The organism is Streptomyces sp. NPDC039609 (genome assembly GCF_055596705.1).
This window is the reverse complement of record NZ_JBVIUJ010000003.1, coordinates 1-20,225: the sequence shown is the minus strand read 5'-3', so window position 1 is coordinate 20,225 and position 20,225 is coordinate 1. Positions and strand designations below refer to the sequence as shown.

At 71.1% G+C, this 20,225-nt stretch carries 22 protein-coding genes and 2 pseudogenes; 10 read left to right on the top strand and 14 right to left on the bottom strand.

The window, feature by feature from the left end:
• Window positions 1–80: 80 nt before the first annotated feature.
• Complete coding sequence (locus tag ACZ561_RS09275; protein WP_470991432.1) at window positions 81–1,094, bottom strand: MBL fold metallo-hydrolase; 1,014 nt, start codon at window positions 1,092–1,094, stop codon at window positions 81–83.
• Between the two features lie 104 nt (window positions 1,095–1,198).
• On the bottom strand, window positions 1,199–2,020 hold the full coding sequence (locus ACZ561_RS09270) for a LysR family substrate-binding domain-containing protein (RefSeq protein ID WP_470991429.1): 822 nt from the start codon (window positions 2,018–2,020) through the stop codon (window positions 1,199–1,201).
• A gap of 58 nt (window positions 2,021–2,078) precedes the next feature.
• Here ACZ561_RS09270 and ACZ561_RS09265 point away from each other — a divergent pair, with 58 nt between their 5' ends.
• Window positions 2,079–2,483: a DUF5997 family protein gene (locus tag ACZ561_RS09265; RefSeq protein WP_470991426.1), complete on the top strand. Its 405-nt coding sequence runs from the start codon at window positions 2,079–2,081 to the stop codon at window positions 2,481–2,483.
• Between the two features lie 75 nt (window positions 2,484–2,558).
• Here ACZ561_RS09265 and ACZ561_RS09260 read toward each other — a convergent pair whose 3' ends face one another.
• On the bottom strand, window positions 2,559–3,350 hold the full coding sequence (locus ACZ561_RS09260; RefSeq protein WP_470991423.1) for an SGNH/GDSL hydrolase family protein: 792 nt from the start codon (window positions 3,348–3,350) through the stop codon (window positions 2,559–2,561).
• A gap of 145 nt (window positions 3,351–3,495) precedes the next feature.
• On the opposite strand from ACZ561_RS09260, the gene ACZ561_RS09255 reads away from it, so the two are divergent.
• Entirely contained in the window at window positions 3,496–4,158 is a 663-nt protein-coding gene (locus tag ACZ561_RS09255; protein WP_470991420.1) for a class I SAM-dependent methyltransferase, read from the top strand.
• A gap of 58 nt (window positions 4,159–4,216) precedes the next feature.
• Here the strand turns inward: ACZ561_RS09255 and ACZ561_RS09250 are convergent, their stop codons facing one another.
• The 3 genes from ACZ561_RS09250 to ACZ561_RS09240 form a co-directional block, all read right to left on the bottom strand.
• Window positions 4,217–4,762, bottom strand: coding sequence for a barstar family protein (locus ACZ561_RS09250; protein WP_470991417.1), 546 nt, complete (start codon window positions 4,760–4,762; stop codon window positions 4,217–4,219).
• Window positions 4,763–4,980: 218 nt separating this feature from the next.
• Window positions 4,981–5,241, bottom strand: coding sequence for a DUF3817 domain-containing protein (locus ACZ561_RS09245; RefSeq protein ID WP_470991414.1), 261 nt, complete (start codon window positions 5,239–5,241; stop codon window positions 4,981–4,983).
• Window positions 5,238–5,729 (bottom strand): hypothetical protein, encoded by a 492-nt coding sequence (locus ACZ561_RS09240; RefSeq protein ID WP_470991411.1) that lies wholly within the window; start codon window positions 5,727–5,729, stop codon window positions 5,238–5,240. Before ACZ561_RS09240 ends, ACZ561_RS09245 begins: the two co-directional genes overlap by 4 nt.
• An 82-nt stretch (window positions 5,730–5,811) precedes the next feature.
• On the opposite strand from ACZ561_RS09240, the gene ACZ561_RS09235 reads away from it, so the two are divergent.
• Complete coding sequence (locus ACZ561_RS09235; RefSeq protein WP_470991408.1) at window positions 5,812–6,153, top strand: PadR family transcriptional regulator; 342 nt, start codon at window positions 5,812–5,814, stop codon at window positions 6,151–6,153.
• Complete coding sequence (locus tag ACZ561_RS09230; RefSeq protein ID WP_470991405.1) at window positions 6,150–6,797, top strand: permease prefix domain 1-containing protein; 648 nt, start codon at window positions 6,150–6,152, stop codon at window positions 6,795–6,797. The genes ACZ561_RS09235 and ACZ561_RS09230 overlap by 4 nt, the downstream gene beginning before the upstream one ends.
• Window positions 6,798–6,803: 6 nt before the next feature.
• On the opposite strand, the gene ACZ561_RS09225 is transcribed toward ACZ561_RS09230, so the two are convergent.
• The 5 genes and pseudogenes from ACZ561_RS09225 to ACZ561_RS09205 form a co-directional block, all read right to left on the bottom strand.
• On the bottom strand, window positions 6,804–7,682 hold the full coding sequence (locus ACZ561_RS09225) for an ATP-grasp domain-containing protein (protein ID WP_470991402.1): 879 nt from the start codon (window positions 7,680–7,682) through the stop codon (window positions 6,804–6,806).
• Window positions 7,683–7,828: 146 nt separating this feature from the next.
• Window positions 7,829–9,178 (bottom strand): cytochrome P450, encoded by a 1,350-nt coding sequence (locus ACZ561_RS09220; protein WP_470991399.1) that lies wholly within the window; start codon window positions 9,176–9,178, stop codon window positions 7,829–7,831.
• Window positions 9,179–9,331: 153 nt separating this feature from the next.
• Entirely contained in the window at window positions 9,332–9,556 is a 225-nt protein-coding gene (locus ACZ561_RS09215) for a ferredoxin (RefSeq protein WP_470991396.1), read from the bottom strand.
• A 4-nt stretch (window positions 9,557–9,560) separates the two neighbouring features.
• Complete coding sequence (locus ACZ561_RS09210) at window positions 9,561–10,778, bottom strand: cytochrome P450 (RefSeq protein ID WP_470992939.1); 1,218 nt, start codon at window positions 10,776–10,778, stop codon at window positions 9,561–9,563.
• 110 nt (window positions 10,779–10,888) lie between these two features.
• Window positions 10,889–11,275 (bottom strand): annotated as a pseudogene (locus ACZ561_RS09205) (ABC transporter ATP-binding protein); the annotation flags it as partial.
• Between the two features lie 380 nt (window positions 11,276–11,655).
• Here ACZ561_RS09205 and ACZ561_RS09200 point away from each other — a divergent pair.
• Entirely contained in the window at window positions 11,656–12,930 is a 1,275-nt protein-coding gene (locus tag ACZ561_RS09200) for a geranylgeranyl reductase family protein (RefSeq protein ID WP_470992936.1), read from the top strand.
• 69 nt (window positions 12,931–12,999) lie between these two features.
• On the opposite strand, the gene ACZ561_RS09195 is transcribed toward ACZ561_RS09200, so the two are convergent.
• On the bottom strand, window positions 13,000–14,427 hold the full coding sequence (locus tag ACZ561_RS09195; RefSeq protein ID WP_470991393.1) for an MFS transporter: 1,428 nt from the start codon (window positions 14,425–14,427) through the stop codon (window positions 13,000–13,002).
• Between the two features lie 485 nt (window positions 14,428–14,912).
• Here ACZ561_RS09195 and ACZ561_RS09190 point away from each other — a divergent pair, with 485 nt between their 5' ends.
• The 4 genes from ACZ561_RS09190 to ACZ561_RS09175 all read left to right on the top strand — a co-directional run bounded on the left by ACZ561_RS09190 (window position 14,913) and on the right by ACZ561_RS09175 (window position 18,012).
• Entirely contained in the window at window positions 14,913–15,719 is an 807-nt protein-coding gene (locus ACZ561_RS09190) for an aminotransferase class IV family protein (protein ID WP_470991390.1), read from the top strand.
• 224 nt (window positions 15,720–15,943) lie between these two features.
• Window positions 15,944–16,390 (top strand): SRPBCC family protein, encoded by a 447-nt coding sequence (locus ACZ561_RS09185; protein WP_470991387.1) that lies wholly within the window; start codon window positions 15,944–15,946, stop codon window positions 16,388–16,390.
• Between the two features lie 287 nt (window positions 16,391–16,677).
• The gene (locus ACZ561_RS09180; RefSeq protein ID WP_470991384.1) at window positions 16,678–17,547 is read left to right on the top strand and encodes an endo alpha-1,4 polygalactosaminidase; all 870 of its coding nucleotides are present in this window, start codon (window positions 16,678–16,680) and stop codon (window positions 17,545–17,547) included.
• Window positions 17,548–17,667: 120 nt separating this feature from the next.
• A complete protein-coding gene (locus tag ACZ561_RS09175; protein WP_470991381.1) occupies window positions 17,668–18,012 on the top strand; it encodes a MerR family transcriptional regulator in 345 nt (114 codons plus the stop codon).
• A 14-nt stretch (window positions 18,013–18,026) separates the two neighbouring features.
• Here the strand turns inward: ACZ561_RS09175 and ACZ561_RS09170 are convergent, their stop codons facing one another.
• On the bottom strand, window positions 18,027–18,980 hold the full coding sequence (locus tag ACZ561_RS09170) for an AraC family transcriptional regulator (RefSeq protein WP_470991378.1): 954 nt from the start codon (window positions 18,978–18,980) through the stop codon (window positions 18,027–18,029).
• 99 nt (window positions 18,981–19,079) lie between these two features.
• Between ACZ561_RS09170 and ACZ561_RS09165 the strand changes: the two genes are divergently transcribed.
• On the top strand, window positions 19,080–19,982 hold the full coding sequence (locus tag ACZ561_RS09165; protein ID WP_470991375.1) for an MBL fold metallo-hydrolase: 903 nt from the start codon (window positions 19,080–19,082) through the stop codon (window positions 19,980–19,982).
• A gap of 144 nt (window positions 19,983–20,126) precedes the next feature.
• Here the strand turns inward: ACZ561_RS09165 and ACZ561_RS09160 are convergent.
• Window positions 20,127–20,225 (bottom strand): annotated as a pseudogene (locus ACZ561_RS09160) (ectoine/hydroxyectoine ABC transporter ATP-binding protein EhuA); the annotation flags it as partial.

Genomic DNA, 20,225 nt, shown 5'->3' with positions numbered 1-20,225 from the left:
GACCGCCGTCGCTCCCGGCCACCCGCCGGGGGCGACGGCGTTCCCGCGCTGGCGAGCACTGGCCGGTCGTGCGTGACTCGTCAGCGGCGAGGCCGCATGTCACCGCCGTAGACGGTCCGGTAGTCGGGCACGACGACACGACTCGCGGGCGACTCCCGGCGCACCCGGCCGATCAGCCCGGTCAGATCCATCGTGGGATCGGGGACCACGGGCTCGCGCAGCGGCGTCTCGAAGTTGTCCCAGTGGACGGGGACGACCACCGGCGGGTATCCCAGTGCACGCAGCAGCCGGGGCGCGTAGCGGTGGGTCGCGGAGCTGGAGGGCACGGCGACCATCGCCACGTCGGGACGCAGCCCGTCGGCCGCCCGCTCGGAGAAGTCGCTGGCGCCCATCAGGAACAGTGCGGGGCCCCCGGCGCCGGCCGTGACCTGGAAGGCGAGGGTGTCGCCCTCCGGCAGGTCGGAGATGGTCTCGGGGACGGTGGCGGGCGGCGCCGTGCGGGTGCCCGGGGCGAAATAGGCGTGCTTCTTGTTACGGCTGTGCAGGCTCGCCACCACCTCCACGGTCAGGCCGCCGCCGAAGTCCAGCACCTCACCGCCCTTGACCACGGAGATCTGGAGCGGATCCACACCGAAGGCGACGAGCAGATGGAACGTGGTCTCGGTTCCCACGACACGCGCGCCGGTGGCCTTGGCGATGTACGGCACGTCGGCGATGTGGTCCCAGTGGGAGTGGCTGACCAGGATGAGCTCGGGGCTCCCGGCGTACTCCCGTACCAGCCCGGCGTCGGTCTCCTTGATCTTCGTGGCCGGATCGAAGGCCGCCTCGAAGAGGCCCGTCTTGAAGCGGGTGAGATACGGGTCGAAGAGCACTGTCCGGTCGCCGACGTCGATCCGCCAGCCGGCCGTGCCCAGCCAGCGCAGCGACGCGGAGTCCGGGTCGGGGGCGGAGTCGGCGGACCGGGGCTGGGCCGTCGCGCCGCCCACCGCGGTCGGCAGCAGGGGTAAGGCCGCGCCGAGGGCGGCGCCTCGGAGCACCGCCCGCCGTGCGAAGCCGTGGTGGTTCCGCCCGTTCGTGTTCGTGTCGTCGCTCATGGCGCCAGAAGATCAGCCGGCGCGCGCCCCTGTCCAAGACCGGATCACCATGGGAGTCATAGGTGTACGCCTATGAGCACTGGTCGGGCGCGGTGAGGACGGCGCTACGGCTTCCGGCGCGGCTTCCCGCGCTTGACGTTCTTCGAGCCCTTGGGCGCGCTCTTGGAGCCCTTCGCGCCGCCGGAACCACCGGAACCGCCGGAGCGGCCGGAAGCACCGGAGCGGGCCGATCCGCCGGAACCGCTCCGAGGGCTCTTGGCCGCCGGCCTGCCGCCCTTCTCCGGACGCTTGCCCTTCGGCTGCGGCGAGGTCGCGGGACGGCCACGGGTGCTGTTCACGGTCCGCCCGCGGACGATCCCGATGAACTGCTCCACCAGATCCGTCGTCTCGTCCTGCGGCCACGACAGCGCGACCCGTGACTCGGGGGTGTCCGACACGGGGCGGTAGGTGAGGTCCTTGCGATGGTGCAGCCGGGCAAGCGACTGGGGCACGACGAGCAGACCCACCCCTGCCGCCACCAGCTCGATCGCGTCGGCCGTCGTGGCGGGGCGCTCGAACGCCGGCAACCCGGGCGGACGCTCCCAGTCGAGCGTGTCGTCGAGCGGATGCAGCACGATCTCCTCGGCCAGATCCTCGGGGGACACCTCGTCCACCGCCGCCACGACGTGGTCCTTGGGGATCACCACGACGGTCGTCTCGGCATAGAGGGGGATGGCGCTGAGGTCCGTACCGTCGACCGGCAGGCGCACCAGACCGGCGTCCGCGCCACCGTCCCGCAGCAGGGCGCAGGCCTCGGCGGGCGGCACCTGGACGAGGGTCAGCGGAACGTCGGGCAGCCGCTCGTTCCAGATCCGCACCCACTTCGTGGGCGTCACTCCCGGGACGTAGGCGAGCCGGAACGAGGGGGATACTTCCTGGCCAGTCACTCCGCCAGGTTACCGGTCGTGGTCAGAGGTAGCTCACACGCTCGATACCCTTGACACCATGACGTCGCACCAGACCGCCCAGACGATGAAGCCCGCGACAGCGGCGAAGAAGCTGGGTGTGTACCTCGAGGCCACCCCCGCCGAGTTCCGGGAGGGTGTCGTCTCGCGCACCGAGCTGAACGCCCTGCAGACCGATCCGCCCGAGTGGCTCCGCGAACTGCGCCGCAACGGACCGCACCCCCGCCCGGTGATCGCGGCCAAGCTCGGCATCTCCATCTCCGGCCTCGCGCGGGGCGGGATCACTGACGCCCTCACGACCGAGCAGATCGAGGAGCTGAAGAAGGAAGACCCGGAGTGGCTGCAGAAGGAGCGCGCCACCCAGGCCGAGGTCCGCAAGGAAGCGGTCCGGATCAAGGAGATGCAGGCCGAGAAGGCCGCGAAGGCCGAACGCTCGGACTCCTGACCCGAGGCGGCTTCCCCGCCGAGCTAGCCGTCCGGCCGTCCTTCGACGGCCGGACGTTTCGCGTCCGGGGCGGCGTCACGCCCCCGAGGACCGGACCGGCATCGGTTCGGGGCGCTTGGCCGTACGGCCTTCCCCGGAGGAACGGCCGCGCAGACGCCGGCCGATCCACGGGCCCAGGAAGCCCGCGACCCACCGCAACTCGTCGAGCGCGGCGCGCGCTCCGGACCGCGGCGGGCCCGGGTGCGGGGGGAGCGGGTGGGTCCATGCCTCGCTGCTGCCGGGCAGGCCCAGGGCGTCGGCGACCGCGGCGGCGATGCGCTCGTGACCCAGCGGGCTGGCATGCAGCCGGTCCGGACTCCACAGGCGGGAGTCCGTCACGACGGGATGAGGGTAGGTCTCGGCCACCACAACGCCGTGCCGACCGGCCGCTTCCCGGATGCGGGCGTTCAGGGCGGTGACTCGGGACGTGAGCGGCCGTGCGAGCGGGATGATCCGCGCCGTGTCCGGGAACGTCACGGTGGCCACTCTCGCGCCCTGGCCGGTGAGTTCGGCGAACATCGCCTCCAGGTGATCCGCCACCTCGTCGGCGTCGAAGCGGGGCCGGAGCAGGTCGTTCATCCCCGCGACCACGGTGGCCACATCCGGACGCAGCGCCAGAGCCGGCCCGAGCTGCTCGGCCCGCACCTGCCCGGCGAGCTTCCCCCGCACGGCCAGGTTGGCGTAGGCCAGCCCGGGGCTGGTGTCGGCGATCAGCTCCGCGAGCCGATCGGCGCAGCCACGCAGTCCGGTGGCGTCGTCGCCGTCCCCGAGACCTTCGGTCTGACTGTCGCCCAGCGCGACGTAACGCGTAAAGGGACCGTTGTGCATGGGCGCTTCGCTCCTCCGTGAGCCTTGTGTCCTGGCCGACACGCCGCAATGAATTCAACACGTCTGTTATTCAACTCGTTGAATATAGCGTGAGGGGTGGCTCGGCACCGGACGGAGTGTCAGTGGCTGGTGCGAGGATCGCGAGATGACCGACCGCACCGCATCGATCGCCGCCTACTGGGATGCCGCCGCCGCGGCCTTCGACGACGAACCGGACCATGGCCTACGGGCCGCCCGCACCCGTGCCGCCTGGGCCCGGCACCTGCGTGACTGGGTACCGTCCGGCCCGCTCGACGTCCTCGACATCGGCTGCGGCACGGGCTCGCTCGCGTTGCTGCTGGCCGAGGCGGGGCATCGGGTGACCGGCGTCGATCTGGCGCCGAAGATGGTGGAACAGGCGCGTGCGAAGCTCGAGGCCGCCCACCTCTCGGGCCACTTTCTGGCCGGTGACGCGATGGCGCCGCCGACCGGGGACCGACGCTTCGATGTCGCGTTGTCCCGGCACCTGCTCTGGACGCTCCCCGATCCGGAGGCCGCACTGCGTGACTGGATCGGCCGCTTGCGGCCGGGAGGTCGGCTGGTCCTGGTCGAGGGCCGCTGGAGGGAGGCGGGCCAGAGCGGGATCCCCTATGTCGCCGGAGCCGAATCGCTGCCGTGGCACGGCGGGATCGGTGCCGAGGACCTGGCGGGGGCCGTCCGCCCCCTCGTCTCCCGACTGCGCGTGGTGCCGTTGGACGGTGAGGGAGACGACGACCTGTGGGGCAAGCGGGTGGACGATGAGCGGTACGCGCTGATTGCCGAGGTCTGAGGCGCCGAAGGGCGGAGCCCGATGGTGTCCGAGCCGGTTGATCGTCCGCTCGACCTCGTCACGGACGCCAGACCGCGAGGTCCAGGGTCACGGTGAGGAAGCCTGCGACGGTCTCGACCACGAGGTCCGGGTTCTCGATTCGTGCGGCGAAATGCTCCACCCCGACCTCGTCCAGCAGGAAGACGAAGTGCTCGATCACCACGGGGCGCTCCCGGGGGTCACCGTCGGGGTCGACGTCCGTGTTGGCGCGGTCCGCTGCCAGGCAGAGCGTGGTCATGAGGGCCTTGAGGTCCTCCGCGTCGAGGAGGACGTCGGCCCCGTGCACGACGACGACGATGCCCACGCCGCCGGTCTCGTGCACGTGCAGGTCGTCGAGGCAGTCGACCAGTGCGTCCCAGTTGCGGCCGAAGGAGCCGGGGAACCCGAGTGCGGCGCCGAAGGCGTCGCAGGTGCTCACCATGTCGGTGAACGCCTGGGCCTGGAGATGGTAGGACCTGCCCCCGGCGGCTTCCAGCGCCGCCACCTGCTCCTCGATCTCGACGGCGCCCCGTGGGCCGAAGACCACCCAGGGGGCCTGCGGTTTGCTTACGTCGAACACTGGCACAACCCCAACGTGATCGAAACGAATACACCCAAGCAGCAGGGCGGCGCGTGGTTCTCGAGAGCGTAGTGGGACGCCGGTTCCCGCCCGGGATCACAGAGCGCCGCACCAGGTTCCGCTCGGCGGATCATTCACCCCGGTTCGCGGCGGCCGTCACCTCGGAGAGGTGCTTCACCGTCATCCGCGGAGCGCCGCCGTATGCGGAGGTGGCCCCGACGGTCCTACGCCCCCTCGCTGCGCATCCGTCGCAGGGCGAGCAGTCCGCCCACCCCGGGGACGGCGGCGGCCCAACGGGTGCCCGGCGTGGTGGTGTTGGAGGCCTGCCAAGTGGCCACGATGACGACGAGGTAGGCGGTGCCGTGGAGCGGGCCGACGAGGCTCGAGACTGCGGGCGTGTGCGTGGTGAGCAGATTGGCCAGCAGGGCCACGAGGGAGAACGCCTCGACGCCGGCGGCGATGCGCAGAGTACGCACGGTCGTCACGCGCCCGTGGTCGAGCCGGGGCGGACGATCATGAGGACGACGACGATCGCCCAGAGGAGGTTGAACACCCCCGTGAGCATGGCCAGTCGCGCCGCGAGCGCCTGAGGAGTGCCGCCGTCGGCCAGGTCCGATCCGCCCGCGAGCATCCGCTGCTGTCGGGGCAGGATCGCGAGCACCAGGACGGCAGCGGCCGCCGCCGTCAGCACCAGCGACGAGATCAGCCAGGCGTCGGTGAGTACGCCGAGCTGGATGGCGGTCGCGAGCCCGAAGACCGGAACGGCGACACCGGCGACGGCGTAGCCGCGGCAGATCCGGTGCAGGATCGCGGCGACGGACGAGGCGCGAGTTCGCTGGTCGGCGGTATCCACGTCCGCGCCTCCGGGCGCGGCCTCCCGCGCGTACCGCGGGAACATCGACGCGGCCACGGCGATCGGTCCGACCGCCAGGATCGCCGCGAGCACGTGTATGGACAGCAGCAACTTGGTCATGGAAGGCCCCTCCAGCCGTTCTCAATATGTTGGCTGCCAATAGATAGCACGTCTACTGCTCCATTGAGTAGGCTGCCTACCTATGAGGGCGGATGCGGTGCGAGGGCACCTGGACGGACTGCTGTTGGCCGTGCTGGAGCAGGGGCCACTGCACGGATACGCGATCATCACCGCGGTCCAGCAGCGCAGCGGAGGCGTGCTCGACCTGCGGACGGGCACGATCTATCCGGCGCTCAACCGGCTGGAGCGGATCGGGCTGCTGAGCAGCAGCTGGGACTCGGTCGGCGAACGCCGCCGACGCTGTTACGCGCTCACCGACGCGGGCCGAAGCGCCCTGGCGAGCGAGCGGAGCGCCTGGCGCGAGTTCACGGCGGCGATCGGCTCCGTCCTGAACCCCGCCACCTCGCCCCGGCCCGCCACATGAGCGCCGCCGGTCGCCCGGGCGACCTCGTCGAGGAGTACGCCGCCGACCTGGCGGGCACCCTGCACGGCCCGGCACGGGCCAAGGCGCGGCTGATCGAGGAGCTGCGCGACGGGCTCGCCGACACCGCGGAGGCGTACACCCACGAGGGAACGCCCTACGAGGAAGCCGTCCGGCAGGCGGTACGGGAGTTCGGCACCCCCGACGAGCTCGCGCCCGGGTGTCAGCGCGAGCTGACCATCGCCCAGGCCCGGCACACCGCCCGGTCCGTCGTCCTCACCGCCCCGTTCCTCATCGCCTGCTGGTACACGCTCTTCAGCAGTGGCGCCGGAACGGGTCAGCTCCTCGCGGTCCATCTGGCCGGGGTCGCGGGCGTCGCCGCACTCCTCGCCGCCGCCATGCTGGCGGCCTCGGGCACCCTCGCCCGCCGACTCCCCACCCCGCACCGGCTGCCACTCGTCGTCGCGTGGACCGGCACCACCGCGAGCATCGCGATGGCGCTGGCCACGCTGACGCTCGCGGTGGCAGCGATCATGGCCGCGAACTGGCCTCTGATCGCCGTGGCCTGCGCACTCGCGGCGGCGTCGCACGCCCTGACCGCACCCTCCGCCCGGGCGTGTCGCCGATGCGCCCGACTGCCCGCATAGGACTCCCTAGCGGCGGCTCTCGGCTGCCACGGCCTCGACGAAACGCTTCAGCCCCTCAGGGTTGGCCCCGAGGAACAGGTTCGGCTCGATGAGCTCCAGCTCCATCACCACGGGCACCCTCGACGAGTCGAGCGCCAGATCCACACGGGCGATCAACGGCGTCTCGGTCCCGGGAACCGAGGCCAACGCCTCCAGCGCCGTACGGAGTTCCGTCTCGGTGGGCTGATACGGGGCGACGTCGGGATGAGGCGTCCGGGCGTTGTCGATCACATTGGGCTCGGTCAGCACCTGCCCCTTGCGGATGGCATGGCTGAAGACCCCGGAGAAGAAGACCAGGGCGCGCTCGCCCTCCGCGACAAGGGGGAGGTACGGCTGGACCATGACGGCCCGCCCCTGCCCCAGCAGCATCCGGGCGTGGCCGGCGGCATCCGCGTACCGGCCCGGCTCGTACCGCGCGGTGTCTCGCGCACCCAACGAGACCGTCGGCTTGACCACGACACCCTCGGGTCCGTCGAAGTACTCGGCGCGCACCTGCTCGCCGGGCTCGATGAATCGCGTGGGGACGACGGAGACGCCCCGCTCGGCCAGCGCCGCGAGATACCGCTTGTCGCTGCTCCAGTGCACGATCTGCGACGCGTTCTTCAACCGGGTCGCACGGCCCGCCTCCTCGGCCCATGCCAGGAACTCGTCGAGCCGGTCGGCGTAGTCCCAGGTCGACCGGATGACGGCCAGGTCGAAACCGCCCCAGTCCGCGGCGTCGGCGTCCCAGGCCACCGCCTCCGCGGCGAAGCCGCCGGCGCGCAGCGCCTCCACCATCAGCGGAAGATCCTCGTCGAGGTCCGCGTACGCCTCGCTCGTCACGATCGCGATCCTGGCAGTGCCCACGTGTCTCTCCCGCCGTCCCATGTCAGGTCCGTTCCTATGGAACACCAGTGTCATGGAGAGGTGTGCGGCCGGGCAAGATCCCACGGACCGGCCGGAACGGACCTCACCAGGGGAGCGTGCGCCTCAGACCGAGACGCACCGCCGCCTCAAGGCGAGACCCGGACCTGGAGCGGGGCGCGGAACGAGAGCAGATCGAGGACCGGCGGGGGAGGGGCGTCCGGTGTGAGGCGAAGGGCGGGAAATCGGCGGGCCGCCGCGCGGAGGGCGACGGCCGCCTCCGTGCGGGCCAAGGACGCGCCCGGGCAGCGGTGACGGCCCACGCCGAACGCCAGGTGGTGACGCGAGTTGGCGCGGTACGGGCGCATCTCCTCGGGGGCCTCGAACACCTCGGGGTCGGAGCCGCTGCCCATGAGCATCAGCAGCAGCTCGGCGCCGGCGGGAAGCGGTACGCCGCCGAGCTCCACGGGTCGCTCGGTGACACGGCGCCAGGTGGTGACAGGGGGCTCGCGGCGCAGGACCTCCTCGACCCACGCCCGGGCCAGGCCCTCCTCGTGCGCCGCCCGTGGCCAGACGCCCGGCTCGGCGAGTGCGCCGCGCAGGACGGTGGCGATGAGCTGGCCGGTCGTCGACTGCCCGGCGACGAACACGAAGAAGCACGCGCCGACCGCGGTCCGCACGTCCAGCAGCTCCCCGTCGGGCAGACGGTGCCGGACCAGCGCGCCGACGAAACTGTCCGACGGAGCCGTCCGGTTCGTCACCACGGTGGTGAGCCACTGGTGGAACTCGGCGACCAGTGCGGCGAGTTCGAGCTGACGCTCTGCCGTCGGGCGCCCCCAGAACAACTCCAGAGAGGCGTCGCTCCAGCGGACCAGGGTCGCGGTGTCGAGGCCGTCGATGCCGAGCAGCTCCAGCATGACCCGGCAGGGCAGGGTGTGGGCGAACGCGCCGAAGAGGTCGCTGCCGCCGGTGGCGTCGATCTCGGTTCGTACGGTGTCGAGCAGTTCCTCGGCGACCCGCTCGATCACCGGCACGGCCGCCGCGACCCGCTGGGCGTTGAAGAACCGGGTGACCACGCGGCGCAGCCCGGCATGGGTCTCGCTGCCGTTGTTGGCGAGCGCGGGGCGGACGCGGAAGCCCGCCCGGGCGAGCACGCGGAGAGCGGGAACAGTCAGCGGTGTGATCGCGTGCTGTGCGTTGTCCGGCCGGAAGACCGCAGGATCCAGCAGCACGCGGCGGATGTCGTCGTACCGGCTGACCAGCCACAGCCCGGTGGCGGGATCGTGATGTACCGGGGCATCGGTCCGTAGGACGTCGAGCCAGGGGTACGGGTCGCGGACGAAGCCCTCGCCGAACAGGTCGAGCTCCCCGAGCGCCCCGAACTCCCCGGGCGTCTCGTGCGCCGGAAGGGGCGAGTCGCCGGTCGCCCGACCGTACGGGCAGGGTCCGGCCGGACCCGTGGGGGACGCGGGCCCGGGCCCGCCGAGGGCGGATGTCACGCTCGCGGACGCTAGCACGCGGCAGGGCACGTACCGGCCGGTGTGTGCGGGGGATCACTTCGGAATCCCTGCAGGCCAGAGGAGGTTTCTCGGTATGGGGGAGAGGGTCGTGCTCGGGCACCTGCGGCCCGAGCGCGACCGGCAGCCGGTCCGCTACACCGGTGCCGGGCCGGCGATGCCGCGGGGATCGTCGACCGTGATGACACCGGCGGGGCACAGCTCGGCGGCCTCTTGCACGGCCGTCAGTCGATCGACCGGAGGCGTGGCCTCCAGGAGTACGACACGGCCGTCGGTCTCGTCCTGGTCGAACACCTCGGGCGCGGTCAGGACACACATCCCGGCGCCCTGGCACCGTTCGCGGGCAATGCTCAGTTCCATGGCTCTACTTCCCGTCCCAGGTCACGGGGAGGGTGTGCACACCGTAGATGTTCATGTCCGTCCGCAGGGGTACGTCGTCGGCCGGGACGGCCAGGCGCAGCGTCGGGAACCGGGTGAGGAGCGCGGGCAGGGCCACGCGCATTTCGACACGGGCGAGTTGCTGGCCCAGACACTGGTGGATCCCGTGCCCGAAGCCCAGTTGCCCGGTGGCCTTGCGGTGCAGATCGAGGGTGTCGGGATCCTCGAACCGCTCCGGATCGCGGTTGGCCGCCTGGATGGAGAGGGTGACCGACTCGCCGGCCTTGATGACCTGTCCGTCGAGCTCGACGTCCTCCAGCGCGACACGCACCGTCGTGTGGGCGATGCTCAGATACCGCATCAGCTCCTCGACGGCCTGCTCGGCGAGGCCCGGATCGGCGCGCAGGGCGGCGAGTTGGTCGGGGTGCCGCAGCAGCGCGAAGGTGCCGTGCGCGAGCATGTTCGCCGTGGTGTCGAGGCCCGCACCGAGCAGGAAGCCTCCGAGGCCCGTGAGTTCCTCGTCGGTGAGATCGCTGGCCGTCAGATCGCTCAGCAGGTCGTCGGTCGGTTCGGCCCGCTTGGCGAGCACCAATCCGTACATGTACTCCTGCAGTCCCGTCATCGCGGCCATCCGCTCGTCGGGCGTGGAATCCAGCCTCATCAAAGCGGTCACGAAACCGTGGAAGGTCTCGCGGTCGCCGAAGGGCACACCGAGCAGTTCGCAGATCATGAGCGCCGGAATGGGCTGCGCGAACGCCTGGACCAGGTCGGTGCCGGGGCCCTGGGCCTCCATCGCGTCCAGGTGTTCGGCGGTGATCTCCTCGACGCGCTCGGTGAGTAACCGCATCCGTCGGACGGTGAACTTGCCGGCGAGCAGGCGACGGAAGCGTGTGTGTTCGGGTGCGTCCATCCCGGTCATGTCGCCGGGCGGCGCCGGCGGCAGCTCGCCCTCGGGGCCGCCGGGGAGCGGGTAGTGCATCAACTCGTACCGCGAGCTGAAGCGGGGGTCGGCAAGGACGGCACGGACGAGGGCGTGGCTGGTGATCAGTCGGCCCTGGTGCCCGTCGGGATAGGCCATGGGGCTGAGTGGCTGCCGTGCGCGCAGCTCGGCGAGGGGCGCGGGCGGATCGAACGGGCAGCCGGCGGGGCGGTCGTAGGGCAGTGATACGGGCTCGGGCAGGTGTGCGGCCGCTTCGTGGCGCATGGCGTTCCCCCAGTCGGAGTGGTGTCCGCCGAGGCGGACACCGTTGACTTCAACGGTGTTCAAGGCCTTGTTTGAACACTGTAAAAGAGAAATTGCACGACGTGCAAGTCTCAGCGGTCGCGGGAGAGGGCGAGCAGCTCGGCGAAGACACCTTCGGCGTGAACGAGGTCGTCACAGCTGCCCTGTTCGGTGATCCGACCGTTCTCCGGGCAGATCACCCGGTCGGTGATACAGGTGTTCTCCAGCCGGTGCGTCACCACGATCGTGATGCGGTCCCCGGCGATGGCCTTGACGCGCTCGAAGATGCCGTGCTCCCTACGCGGATCCCGACCGCCTCCCACACCGGTCCGTCGTCGACCGTGCGGGGGCTGACCCAGCGTCACGCTCTCGCGGACGCGCAGCGGCCACTGCGCGAAGATCTGCGGAACCAGGCCGGTGCGGTCCCGGACGCTCGCCGGGTCGACGGTGGACAGGTCGGAGCCGTTCCACGTCACCCGCAGCCGTAGCCGCCAAAGCCGCTGCCGCGCTTGGCGGCCGGGTCGAGGCGGGCGACCATGGCGGAGGCCGGCGGGCGGACGCGGCGGCGCAGCAGCGCCGGGCACCCACCGCCCGCCTCGACCTCGCGGAGGCGCCGCCGACGACATCAGCTCTCACGGTCATCCGCCTCTGGCCCTGCGCGCCCTCTCGGCCAGGACCTCGTTGAGGTCGTCGCGACGACAGGGCGGAATCTCCAGGACGCCCCACCCGCCATAGCACTGCTGAGACGTGAAGGCGCGACGAAGTCTTCGCTCGGAAGACGGGTGGTCGAGGCCTGCAGTCCTGGGTACACATGGGAAGCCGTTGCGCCTCATGGCACATTGCGACAGAGGAAGGTTTCATGACCTCATCCCCACAGCGCCATTCGGCGGATGTCATCGTTGTCGGCGCGGGACCTGCCGGCTGTACCGCCGCTCACTATTTGGCGCTGGCAGGCCATGACGTCCTGCTGCTGGAGAAGGCCGCCTTCCCTCGGGACAAGATCTGTGGAGACGGCCTCACCCCACGCGCCGTGAAGGAACTCATCGCCCTGGGCCTCGATATCGACGGGGACGGCTGGACCAGAACGCGAGGTCTGCGGGTACACGGCTCCGGCACGACTGTGGAGATGCCCTGGCCCAGTGAAGGGCCCTTCCCCGACTTCGGGCTCGTACGCAGTCGGCTGGATTTCGACCACCTTCTCGCCAAGAGAGCCGTAGCGAGCGGCGCGCTCCTGCTCGAGGGGACCAAGGTCACCGAGCCGCTCGTCGACCCGGCAACCGGCCGTGTCAGCGGCGTGATCGCTCAGCAGGAGGGCACCACCCGCACCTACCGGGCGCCGTTGGTGGTCGCCGCAGACGGTGCGTCGAGCCGTCTGGCTGTCGCACTCGGGATCGAGCCACGCAAGGACCGACCCATGGGTGTGGCCGTGCGCCGCTACTACACGGCGCCGCACTATGACGAGGACCTGTTGGAGGCTTGGCTCGATCTGGAAACACGCGACTCCCGTAACCGAACGTACATGCCGTTCGGCTACGGGTGGGTCTTTCCTGTCGGCAACGGCGCCTTCAACGTGGGCCTGGGCACCTTCCACATCGGACTCAAACCCAAGGTCGACCACCGACAGCTCTTCAGAGAATGGACCGCGCGTCTTGCCTCCGCCGGGCACTTCGACGAAGCCCACGCTCTCAGCCCGCTGCGCGGAGCGCCTCTTCCCGCCGGCCTCAACCGGTGTCCGCTCTACACACGAGGTCTGCTTCTGACCGGCGATGCCGGCGGAATGATCAATCCCCTGAGCGGTGAAGGCATCGACTACGCGATGGAGTCCGGACGCCTGGCAGCCGAAACAGCCGCCCGGGCGTTCGCGCAGCCCACCGCGCATGCACGCGAGGAGGTTCTGCTCGCATACCCCGAGACCATCCGCGACACCTACGGCCGGTATTTCACCGTCGGACGCCTCGTCGTCCACGCCCTTGGCCACCCCGCTGTCATGAAGCTCGTCGCCACCAAGGCCCTTCGCCGCCCCACCCTGCGACGCTTCATGTTCAAACTCTGGGTCAACCTCGCGGACCCGTACAGCAAGGACGCTCTCGATCGCGTCATCACCGCCCTTCAACGCGCCGTCCCCGCAGCCTGACGAACGGATTCGGGAACGCGACCAGGGGTGCGGCCTCGCAACGCTACGACTCGGGTCGTACCCGCACCCCTAGGCGGTGTCCGGCAGCGCCGGCCGGTCCGGTGCGCGGACCAGGCGGAGAAGGAGTGCTCCCCCGAGCAGGGCGAGCACAGCCGCGGCGCGGAGCACCAGTTCGATGGCCGAGGCGTCGGAGGCTGCGCGTGACGCCGAACCGCTGAGCGCTTCCAGCACCGTCGAGGCGACGGCGACGGCCAGCGCGCCGAGCAGGACCAGCGACGTCAGGACGAAGCCGGAGGCGGCGGCGAGACGAGTCTCCGGTACGTACGACTGGGTGGCGACGTTCGTCAGGGCCCAGCCGAGGCCCAGCCCGGCGCCGACCACGGCGAAGACCACCAGGTACAGGCCGATCGGAGTCGACCAGGTCAGGGCGAGCAGCGAGGTGCCGCTGAGGAACATGGCGATTGCCATGAGCACTTCGGGCCGCCATCGGTGTGCCAGGTGCCCCGAGAAGTAACTGGCCGTACCCGCGCCGACCGAGAGCGCGAGGAAGATCAGCCCCGCGGTGAAGGGCGACAGGCCCCGCGCCTGCTGAAGGTAGAGCGCCGAGAAGACGGCGACGAGGCAGTAGACGACGTTGGACAAGGACCCGGCCAGGGTGATGGTGATGAACGGGCCGTTCCGCAGCAGTCCGAGGTCCAGCAACGGTTCCGCGCTGCGCCGCTCGATCCGGGCGAAGAGGGCCAGCAGCGCGGCTCCCGCGAGGAGGCAGCCCCACGTAGCCGGAGCGGCCCAGCCCCACCGGGCTCCCTGATCCACGCCGAGCATGATCAGCGTCAGCCCGCCCGCGATCGCGGCCGCCCCGGGCAGGTCGAGCCGCCCCGAGGCGTGGGTGTCGCGGGTCTCCGGGACGTGGCGGAGCATCAACAACACGGCGGCGGCGCAGATCGGCACGTTCAGGTAGAACACGGCACGCCAGCTGACGTGCTCGGCGAGCGTCCCGCCGACGAAAGGCCCCAGGGCTGTGCCCACGGCGCTGAACGCGAGCACCGTTCCGACGGCCCGGCCCTGCCGGTCGTCCCTGAAGTAGCCCGTGACGACGGCGACGGCGACCGGGAAGATGAAGGCGGCGGTCACGCCCTGCACCACCCGCCCCGCGACGAGCCACCCCGTGGACGGTGCCAGGCCACAGAGGACGGAGACGGCGCCGAACCCGACGAGCCCGCTGACGAGCGTCCGCCGCCGGCCGTGGACGTCGGCGACCCGCCCTCCGGTGATCATGAAGGCGCCCAGGGTGAGCATGTATCCGCTGACCAGCCACTGCAGGTCGGTGGTCGGTTCGTGGAAGTCCCGGGCGATCACGGGAAGCGTGAGGTTGAGCGCGAACCAGTCCATCTGCACGAGCAGCATGGACAGTGCAGCCGCCGCGATCACGGCCCGGTCCCGGGCGGTGAACAGGCCCGGGCCCCGCGCAGCACGGTTCCCGGAAGGAGCCTTCATCGAGCACCTCGATTCCCGCTCTTCCTCCTCATCGTGGCATCGCCCCACCCCGACGGCGAGTCAGCGCGCCCAAGGGCCCCACCAGCTCGGTGGCAAGGGGTCGGCGGGCGCGGATGTCGGTTGGTCGGGATGGAGGCCGAGTCGACGCAGGACCTCCCCGCGGACGCTCATCGTGACCGTGCCGTGCCAACGCCCGTCCGCACGGACCCCGCACATGAGGTCGATCCTGATGTCGTTGCCGGCAAAGGGGTCCCAGTCGATACCGCGGTCGCGCAGTCAAACCGCCATGAGCCGCCCCGGCCGCGGGCAGCCGGGAACGTTCTCGAAGCTGAACAGGGGTACCCAGTCGGCAGTGTTCATGACGCCGATCCTGCCGCAGCGGCCCGAGCTTGACCTTCCCATTGATGTGAAGCCATAGCTTCGCGCCGTGAGCGACCCCGTAGAGGTTCGCCCCACCCTCGAACCCGTACGGCAGGAGCGACACCATGACCACCTTCGTTGTCCAGCGCAACGGTCGGACGGCGACCGCCGAGGAGCTCGCGCCACTGGCCTTCGCGGGCTACGCCCACTTCACCGCCATGCAGGTGCGTGGCGGCCGGGTCCGGGGCCTCGACCTCCACCTGGCGCGGCTGCGGAACGCCTCCGTGGAGCTCTTCGGCCGCGCGCTCCCCGACGACCGTGTGCGTACCTGGCTCCGAACGGCGGCGCGGGCCACCGGTCCCGCCGATCTCTCGCTGGTGGCCACGGCGTACTCACCGTCCGGCGAGTTCACCGTCGCCGACGCCGACGAGGAGCCCGAGGTGCTTGTGCGCACCGGTCCGGCCTCGAGCGGCCCCGCCGGCCCGCTGGCGCTGGCGCCGGTCACGTACGAGCGCTTCCTCCCGGAGGTGAAGCACGTCGGTGAGGTGGCCAAGACGTACGCGCTCCGCCGCGCCGTCGGTGACGGCTTCGACGACGCCGCGTTCGTCGACCCGCGGGGCCGGATCAGCGAAGGGACGATCTGGAACCTGGCCTTCTGGGACGGCGCCTCGGTGGTGTGGCCCGTCGCCGAGATGCTGGGCGGGACCACGATGGCCGTCGTCGAGCGACAGCTGGACCGCCTCGGCGTCCCCCAGCGCCGTCAGGAGGTCACGGTCGCCGATCTGCCGGACCTGGCGGGGGCAGTGGTCATGAACTCCTGGACGCCGGGCGTCGCGGTCCACCGCATCGGCGCCGTCCCGCTCCCCGAGGCGCCGTCCTTCGTGGAGCTGCTGCACCGCGCCTACGAGGCGGAACCGCTGACCTCGCTGTGATCGCCGCCGCCTCGCGTCCACCACCGCATTTTCCAGTTGAATGATCAACCGCTATGGTTGTCGGTGAAGGTCCGCTGCCGCATCTCCCCCGTATGCGGCAGCGGGCTTTCGTCGTTCGTCGACGACGGCGTCGCCCGTCCTCCCCGTGGCGCAGTCCGTCGCGCGCGACCCGGCCCGGAGTCATACGCTCGCCGTCACGACGGAAGCGATCAGGGAGTGGCCCGATGTCCGGACAGTTCGAGGCGACGACGGATGTCGGTCGGCCCATCGACGAGGTCTTCGCGTTCCTCGCCGACGGGCGCAACGACCCGGAGTTCAGCCCCCGGGTGCAGCGGATCGAGCGGGTGCCGGACGCCCCGACCGGAGTGGGAACGGTGTTCCGGAGCACGGTGAAGGACGCCGGCATGAAGACGGCGCGCGAGTTCCGCATCACCGAGTTCGAGGCACCGCGACGGATGCGCTGGGCCGAGGTGTCCAAGAACATCGTGACGGCGTCCCAAGGGGGCTACGACCTCGAACCCCTGCCGGACGGCGGAACCAGGGTCCGGATCTTCAACGTGCTGGAGGGCCACGGCCTCGGCAAGCTCGTCGTCGGCTTCGCGCTCGCCGCCGCTCGCAAGGACGCCGACGCCTTCGGGCGGCGCATCAAGGCGGCCGTCGAAGCGTCGTAGCAGCGGCCGGGTGACGGCGGGCGTGATGGCGGGCGGGACCGAGATCCGACCGGTTGCCACGCCACACGTTGCCGCAGCCGTTCGGGAACGACGGTGTGGTCGACGGGTTGGGGGCTCGTACCCGTCGGCGAAGGTACCGGGGGAGGGTCTCCGGCAGGCCGATGCCGCCGCCGACGCGCCCCGCCGTACCGTATGCCTGCGGGCGACCGCCGCAGCAGCCGTCAACCACCCGGGCCGGACGGCTGCGCGCCCCGCCCTACCCGTACGACAGCCAGGAGCCCCGCACCGTGACCGCCCGCATCCCGCGCCCCGTCCGCAACGCGCTGTCCGCCCTGACCCTGGCCGGCGTCCTCGCGGCGACGGTGGTCGGATGCACGTCCTCGAACGATCCGCAGGGTGCCGACGACTCCGCCCCCCCGTCCCAGGCGCCCTCGGGGAAGGTGGTGCCGCCCGAGCCCCACGTCGGCTTCGACTACCAGATCGGCGGACCGTACGCACCCCCGCCCGGTGTGAGTGCGGTCTCCCGCGACCGTACGGTGAAGCCCGCGGCCGGGCTGTACAACATCTGCTACGTCAACGCCTTCCAGGCCCAGCCGGACGCCACCGGTTGGTGGCAGGCCAACCACCCCGACCTCCTCCTCCGTCACGCCAACGGTGATCCGGTCATGGACAAGGAGTGGGGTGAGGCGCTGCTGGACGTCTCCACGCCGGCCAAGCGCCAGCGGCTCGCCGCGATCGTCGGAGAGTGGATCGACGGGTGCGCCACCGACGGCTACCAGGCGGTCGAGGCGGACAACCTCGACTCGTACGAACGGTCCGACGGCCGACTCACGCCCGAACACGACCTCGCCTTCGCACGCCTCCTCGTCGACCGCGCCCACGCGGCCGGACTCGCGATCGGCCAGAAGAACGCCCCGGACCTCGCGAAGAGGGGGCGAAGCCTCGGCTTCGACTTCGCGGTCGCCGAGGAGTGCGGCCAGTACGAGGAGTGCGGCCCTTACGCGACCGCCTTCGACAACCGTGTATTCGTCATCGAGTACGAGACGAGGGGCCTCGACGCGGCCTGCGCGACCTGGGGCGACACGCTCTCGATCGTCCTGCGGGACCCGGACGTACGGCCGGACGGAAAGCCGGGACACGTGCGCCGCACGTGCTGATTCGAGACTGGCCGGGGGCGGGTGTGCCGTACGGGAATGCCGGGGTCTCGTCCGGGCGTTGAGGATGCGCGTCGAGGGCGGAATCGGGTGTGGAACGGGGTGCGGGATGGGGCGGGTCGGTTGCTGATCGGGGAGTTGTCCCGGCGTACGGGAGTCAGCGCGCGGCTGTTGCGGTACTACGGGGAGCAGGGGCTCCTGGAGGCCCGCCGCGGACCGAACGGCTACCGCGAGTACGACGACGACTCCGTGGTCACCGTGCGGCAGGTGCGGGCGCTGCTGGGGGCGGGTCTGTCCACGGATGTGATCCGCGCGGTGCTGCCGTGTGCCCGTGGCGAACTTCCGGAATTCGACTGGTGCGTGGATGTGCGGGCCATCCTGGACCGGGAACTGGCCGCGACGAACGAGCGTATCGACGACCTCCGGCGCAGCCGTGACGCCCTCGCCGACGTCCTGGACAGGCCCTGATCCGTGGGGACGGGTCAGAGACCCGGCTCCTTGTCCGGAGTCGTGGTCCGCGTCCGGTAGCGCCCGGGCGTCGTGCCGAACTCGCGGCTGAAGGCGTGGGAGAGGGCGTACGGGCTCGCGTAACCGACGCGGTGCGCGATGACGGTCAAGGACTCCTGGGTGTCGCGGAGCATGCCGGCGGCCACGGTCAGTCGCCACCAGGTGAGATAGGCCATCGGCGGGCGTCCGACGAGGGCGGTGAACCGGCGGGCCAGGGTCGGCCGGGAGACGCCGGCCTCGACGGCGAGACGATCGTTCGTCCACGGCGCGGCCGGGGCCGCGTGCAGCGCCCGTACGGCGGCTGCGGTGACCGGGTCGCCGAGTACGGCCGACCAGGCGCCGGTGGAGTCCTGGGTCACCCATGAACGGATCATGTAGACGAGCAGAAGGTCGACGAGGCTCGGGACGGCGACGCCGGAGCCGGGTCGCTGCGCGCGCAACTCGCTGCCGAGCAGGTCGATCGCGGCACGCAGCTCGGGATGGGAGCCGACGCGGTTCGGCAGGTGGACGAGGTGGGGCAGTTCCGCCATCAGGGGATGAGCGCGGCTGCGATCGAGGCGGTACTTGCCGCACAGCATCTCCACCCCGCCGCGCGAACCAAGGTCCGGGGCGGCCGGCGACGGACGGTGGGGCATACCGGCATCGGCCCACCGCTCGAAGGACACGGCACGTGCCACGGTCGCCGCGTCGGCGGGGGAGTCGGCGATCACATGTCCCGTGCCATGCGGCAGCAGGACCGCGTCCCCCACGCCGAGTTGGACGGGCGAGCCGCCGTCGGGCAGCAGCCAGCAGGTACCTTCCAGGACCACGTGGAAGCCCGCTCCGTCGTACGGGGCGAGCCGTGTGCACCACGTCCCGCTCGCCCGTACCCGGTCGGACGAAGGCTGCCCGATGCGTACGGTCGCGATCGCGTCGCTCACCACATCCACCGATGCAGCGTACCGCCCGATTCAACGGTGATCCGATCGCGTATTCGGCCGAGCAGCACGAGCATTGAGAGGCTCATCGACCCTTCCTAGGCTCGGAGCATGAAGAGTGAGAGCCCTCAGAGCATGGTGCTGGGAGACGTCGAGGTCATCCGGATCGTCGAGTGGCAGGGCGCGTTCGCGCCTGCCCGTGGCCTGGTCCCGGAGTCGGGAGCGGACATGTGGAAGGCGAACGAGGACTGGCTGGCGCCGGACCACTGGGAGCCGGAGAGCGACCGGGCGGTGATGGCGCTGCAGACCTGGGTGCTGCGCAGCGGCGGACGGACCGTGCTCGTCGACACCGGCGTGGGCAATGGGCGCGAGCGCCCCGGCCAGCCGCAGTTCCACCACTGGCAGGGCGACTTCCTCGGCGGCCTGGCACGGGCCGGCGTCCACCCGGAGGACGTGGATGTCGTGGTCAACACCCACATCCACGCCGATCACGTCGGCTGGAACACGATCGGTGTCGAGGGGGAGTGGGTTCCGACGTTCCCCAACGCCCAGTACCTCATTCCGGCCGCGGACGACGCCCACTTCGGCCCGGACAACGCGTACGGGAAGGGACGGCACGCGGACGACCGGCTCGTCTACGAGGACAGTGTCGCGCCCGTGCACCGGTCGGGGCAGTCCGTGGTCTGGGACGGCGCCCATCGCATCGACGCCCACCTCACCCTGGAACAGGCACCGGGCCACACACCGGGTTCCAGCGTTCTGCGCCTGGCGTCCGGGACGGACAGGGCGGTCTTCGTCGGCGACCTGCTGCACAGCCCCGTCCAGGTCCTCGCCCCCTCGTGCAACAGCTGCTTCTGCCTGGACCCCGGAGGAGCGGTGGCCAGCCGACGCCGCATCCTCGAACGAGCCGCCGCCGAACGGGAACTGGTCGTGCCCGCGCACTTCGGCGGCGGGGGCGTGGTGGAAGTCCGCCGGGAGGGCGACGGCTTCGCCCTCCAGCAGCCGGAGTGGTGAACGGCCGTCGCCCTGCCCCGCTGAACCGTGCGGCCGTGTCCAGGCCGCTCGAACCCCGCCCTGACCCGCCGAGAGCCGGGGCCCGCACAGCACGCGAAGGGGGCACGGAGCGATGCGCGTCCGTACCCCCTTCGCGTATGCCGCCTACAGCACCTTGGAGAGGAATGCCTTGGTGCGGTCGTGCTGGGGGTTGCCGAGGACGTCGCGGGGGTGGCCGGATTCGACGACGACGCCGCCGTCCAT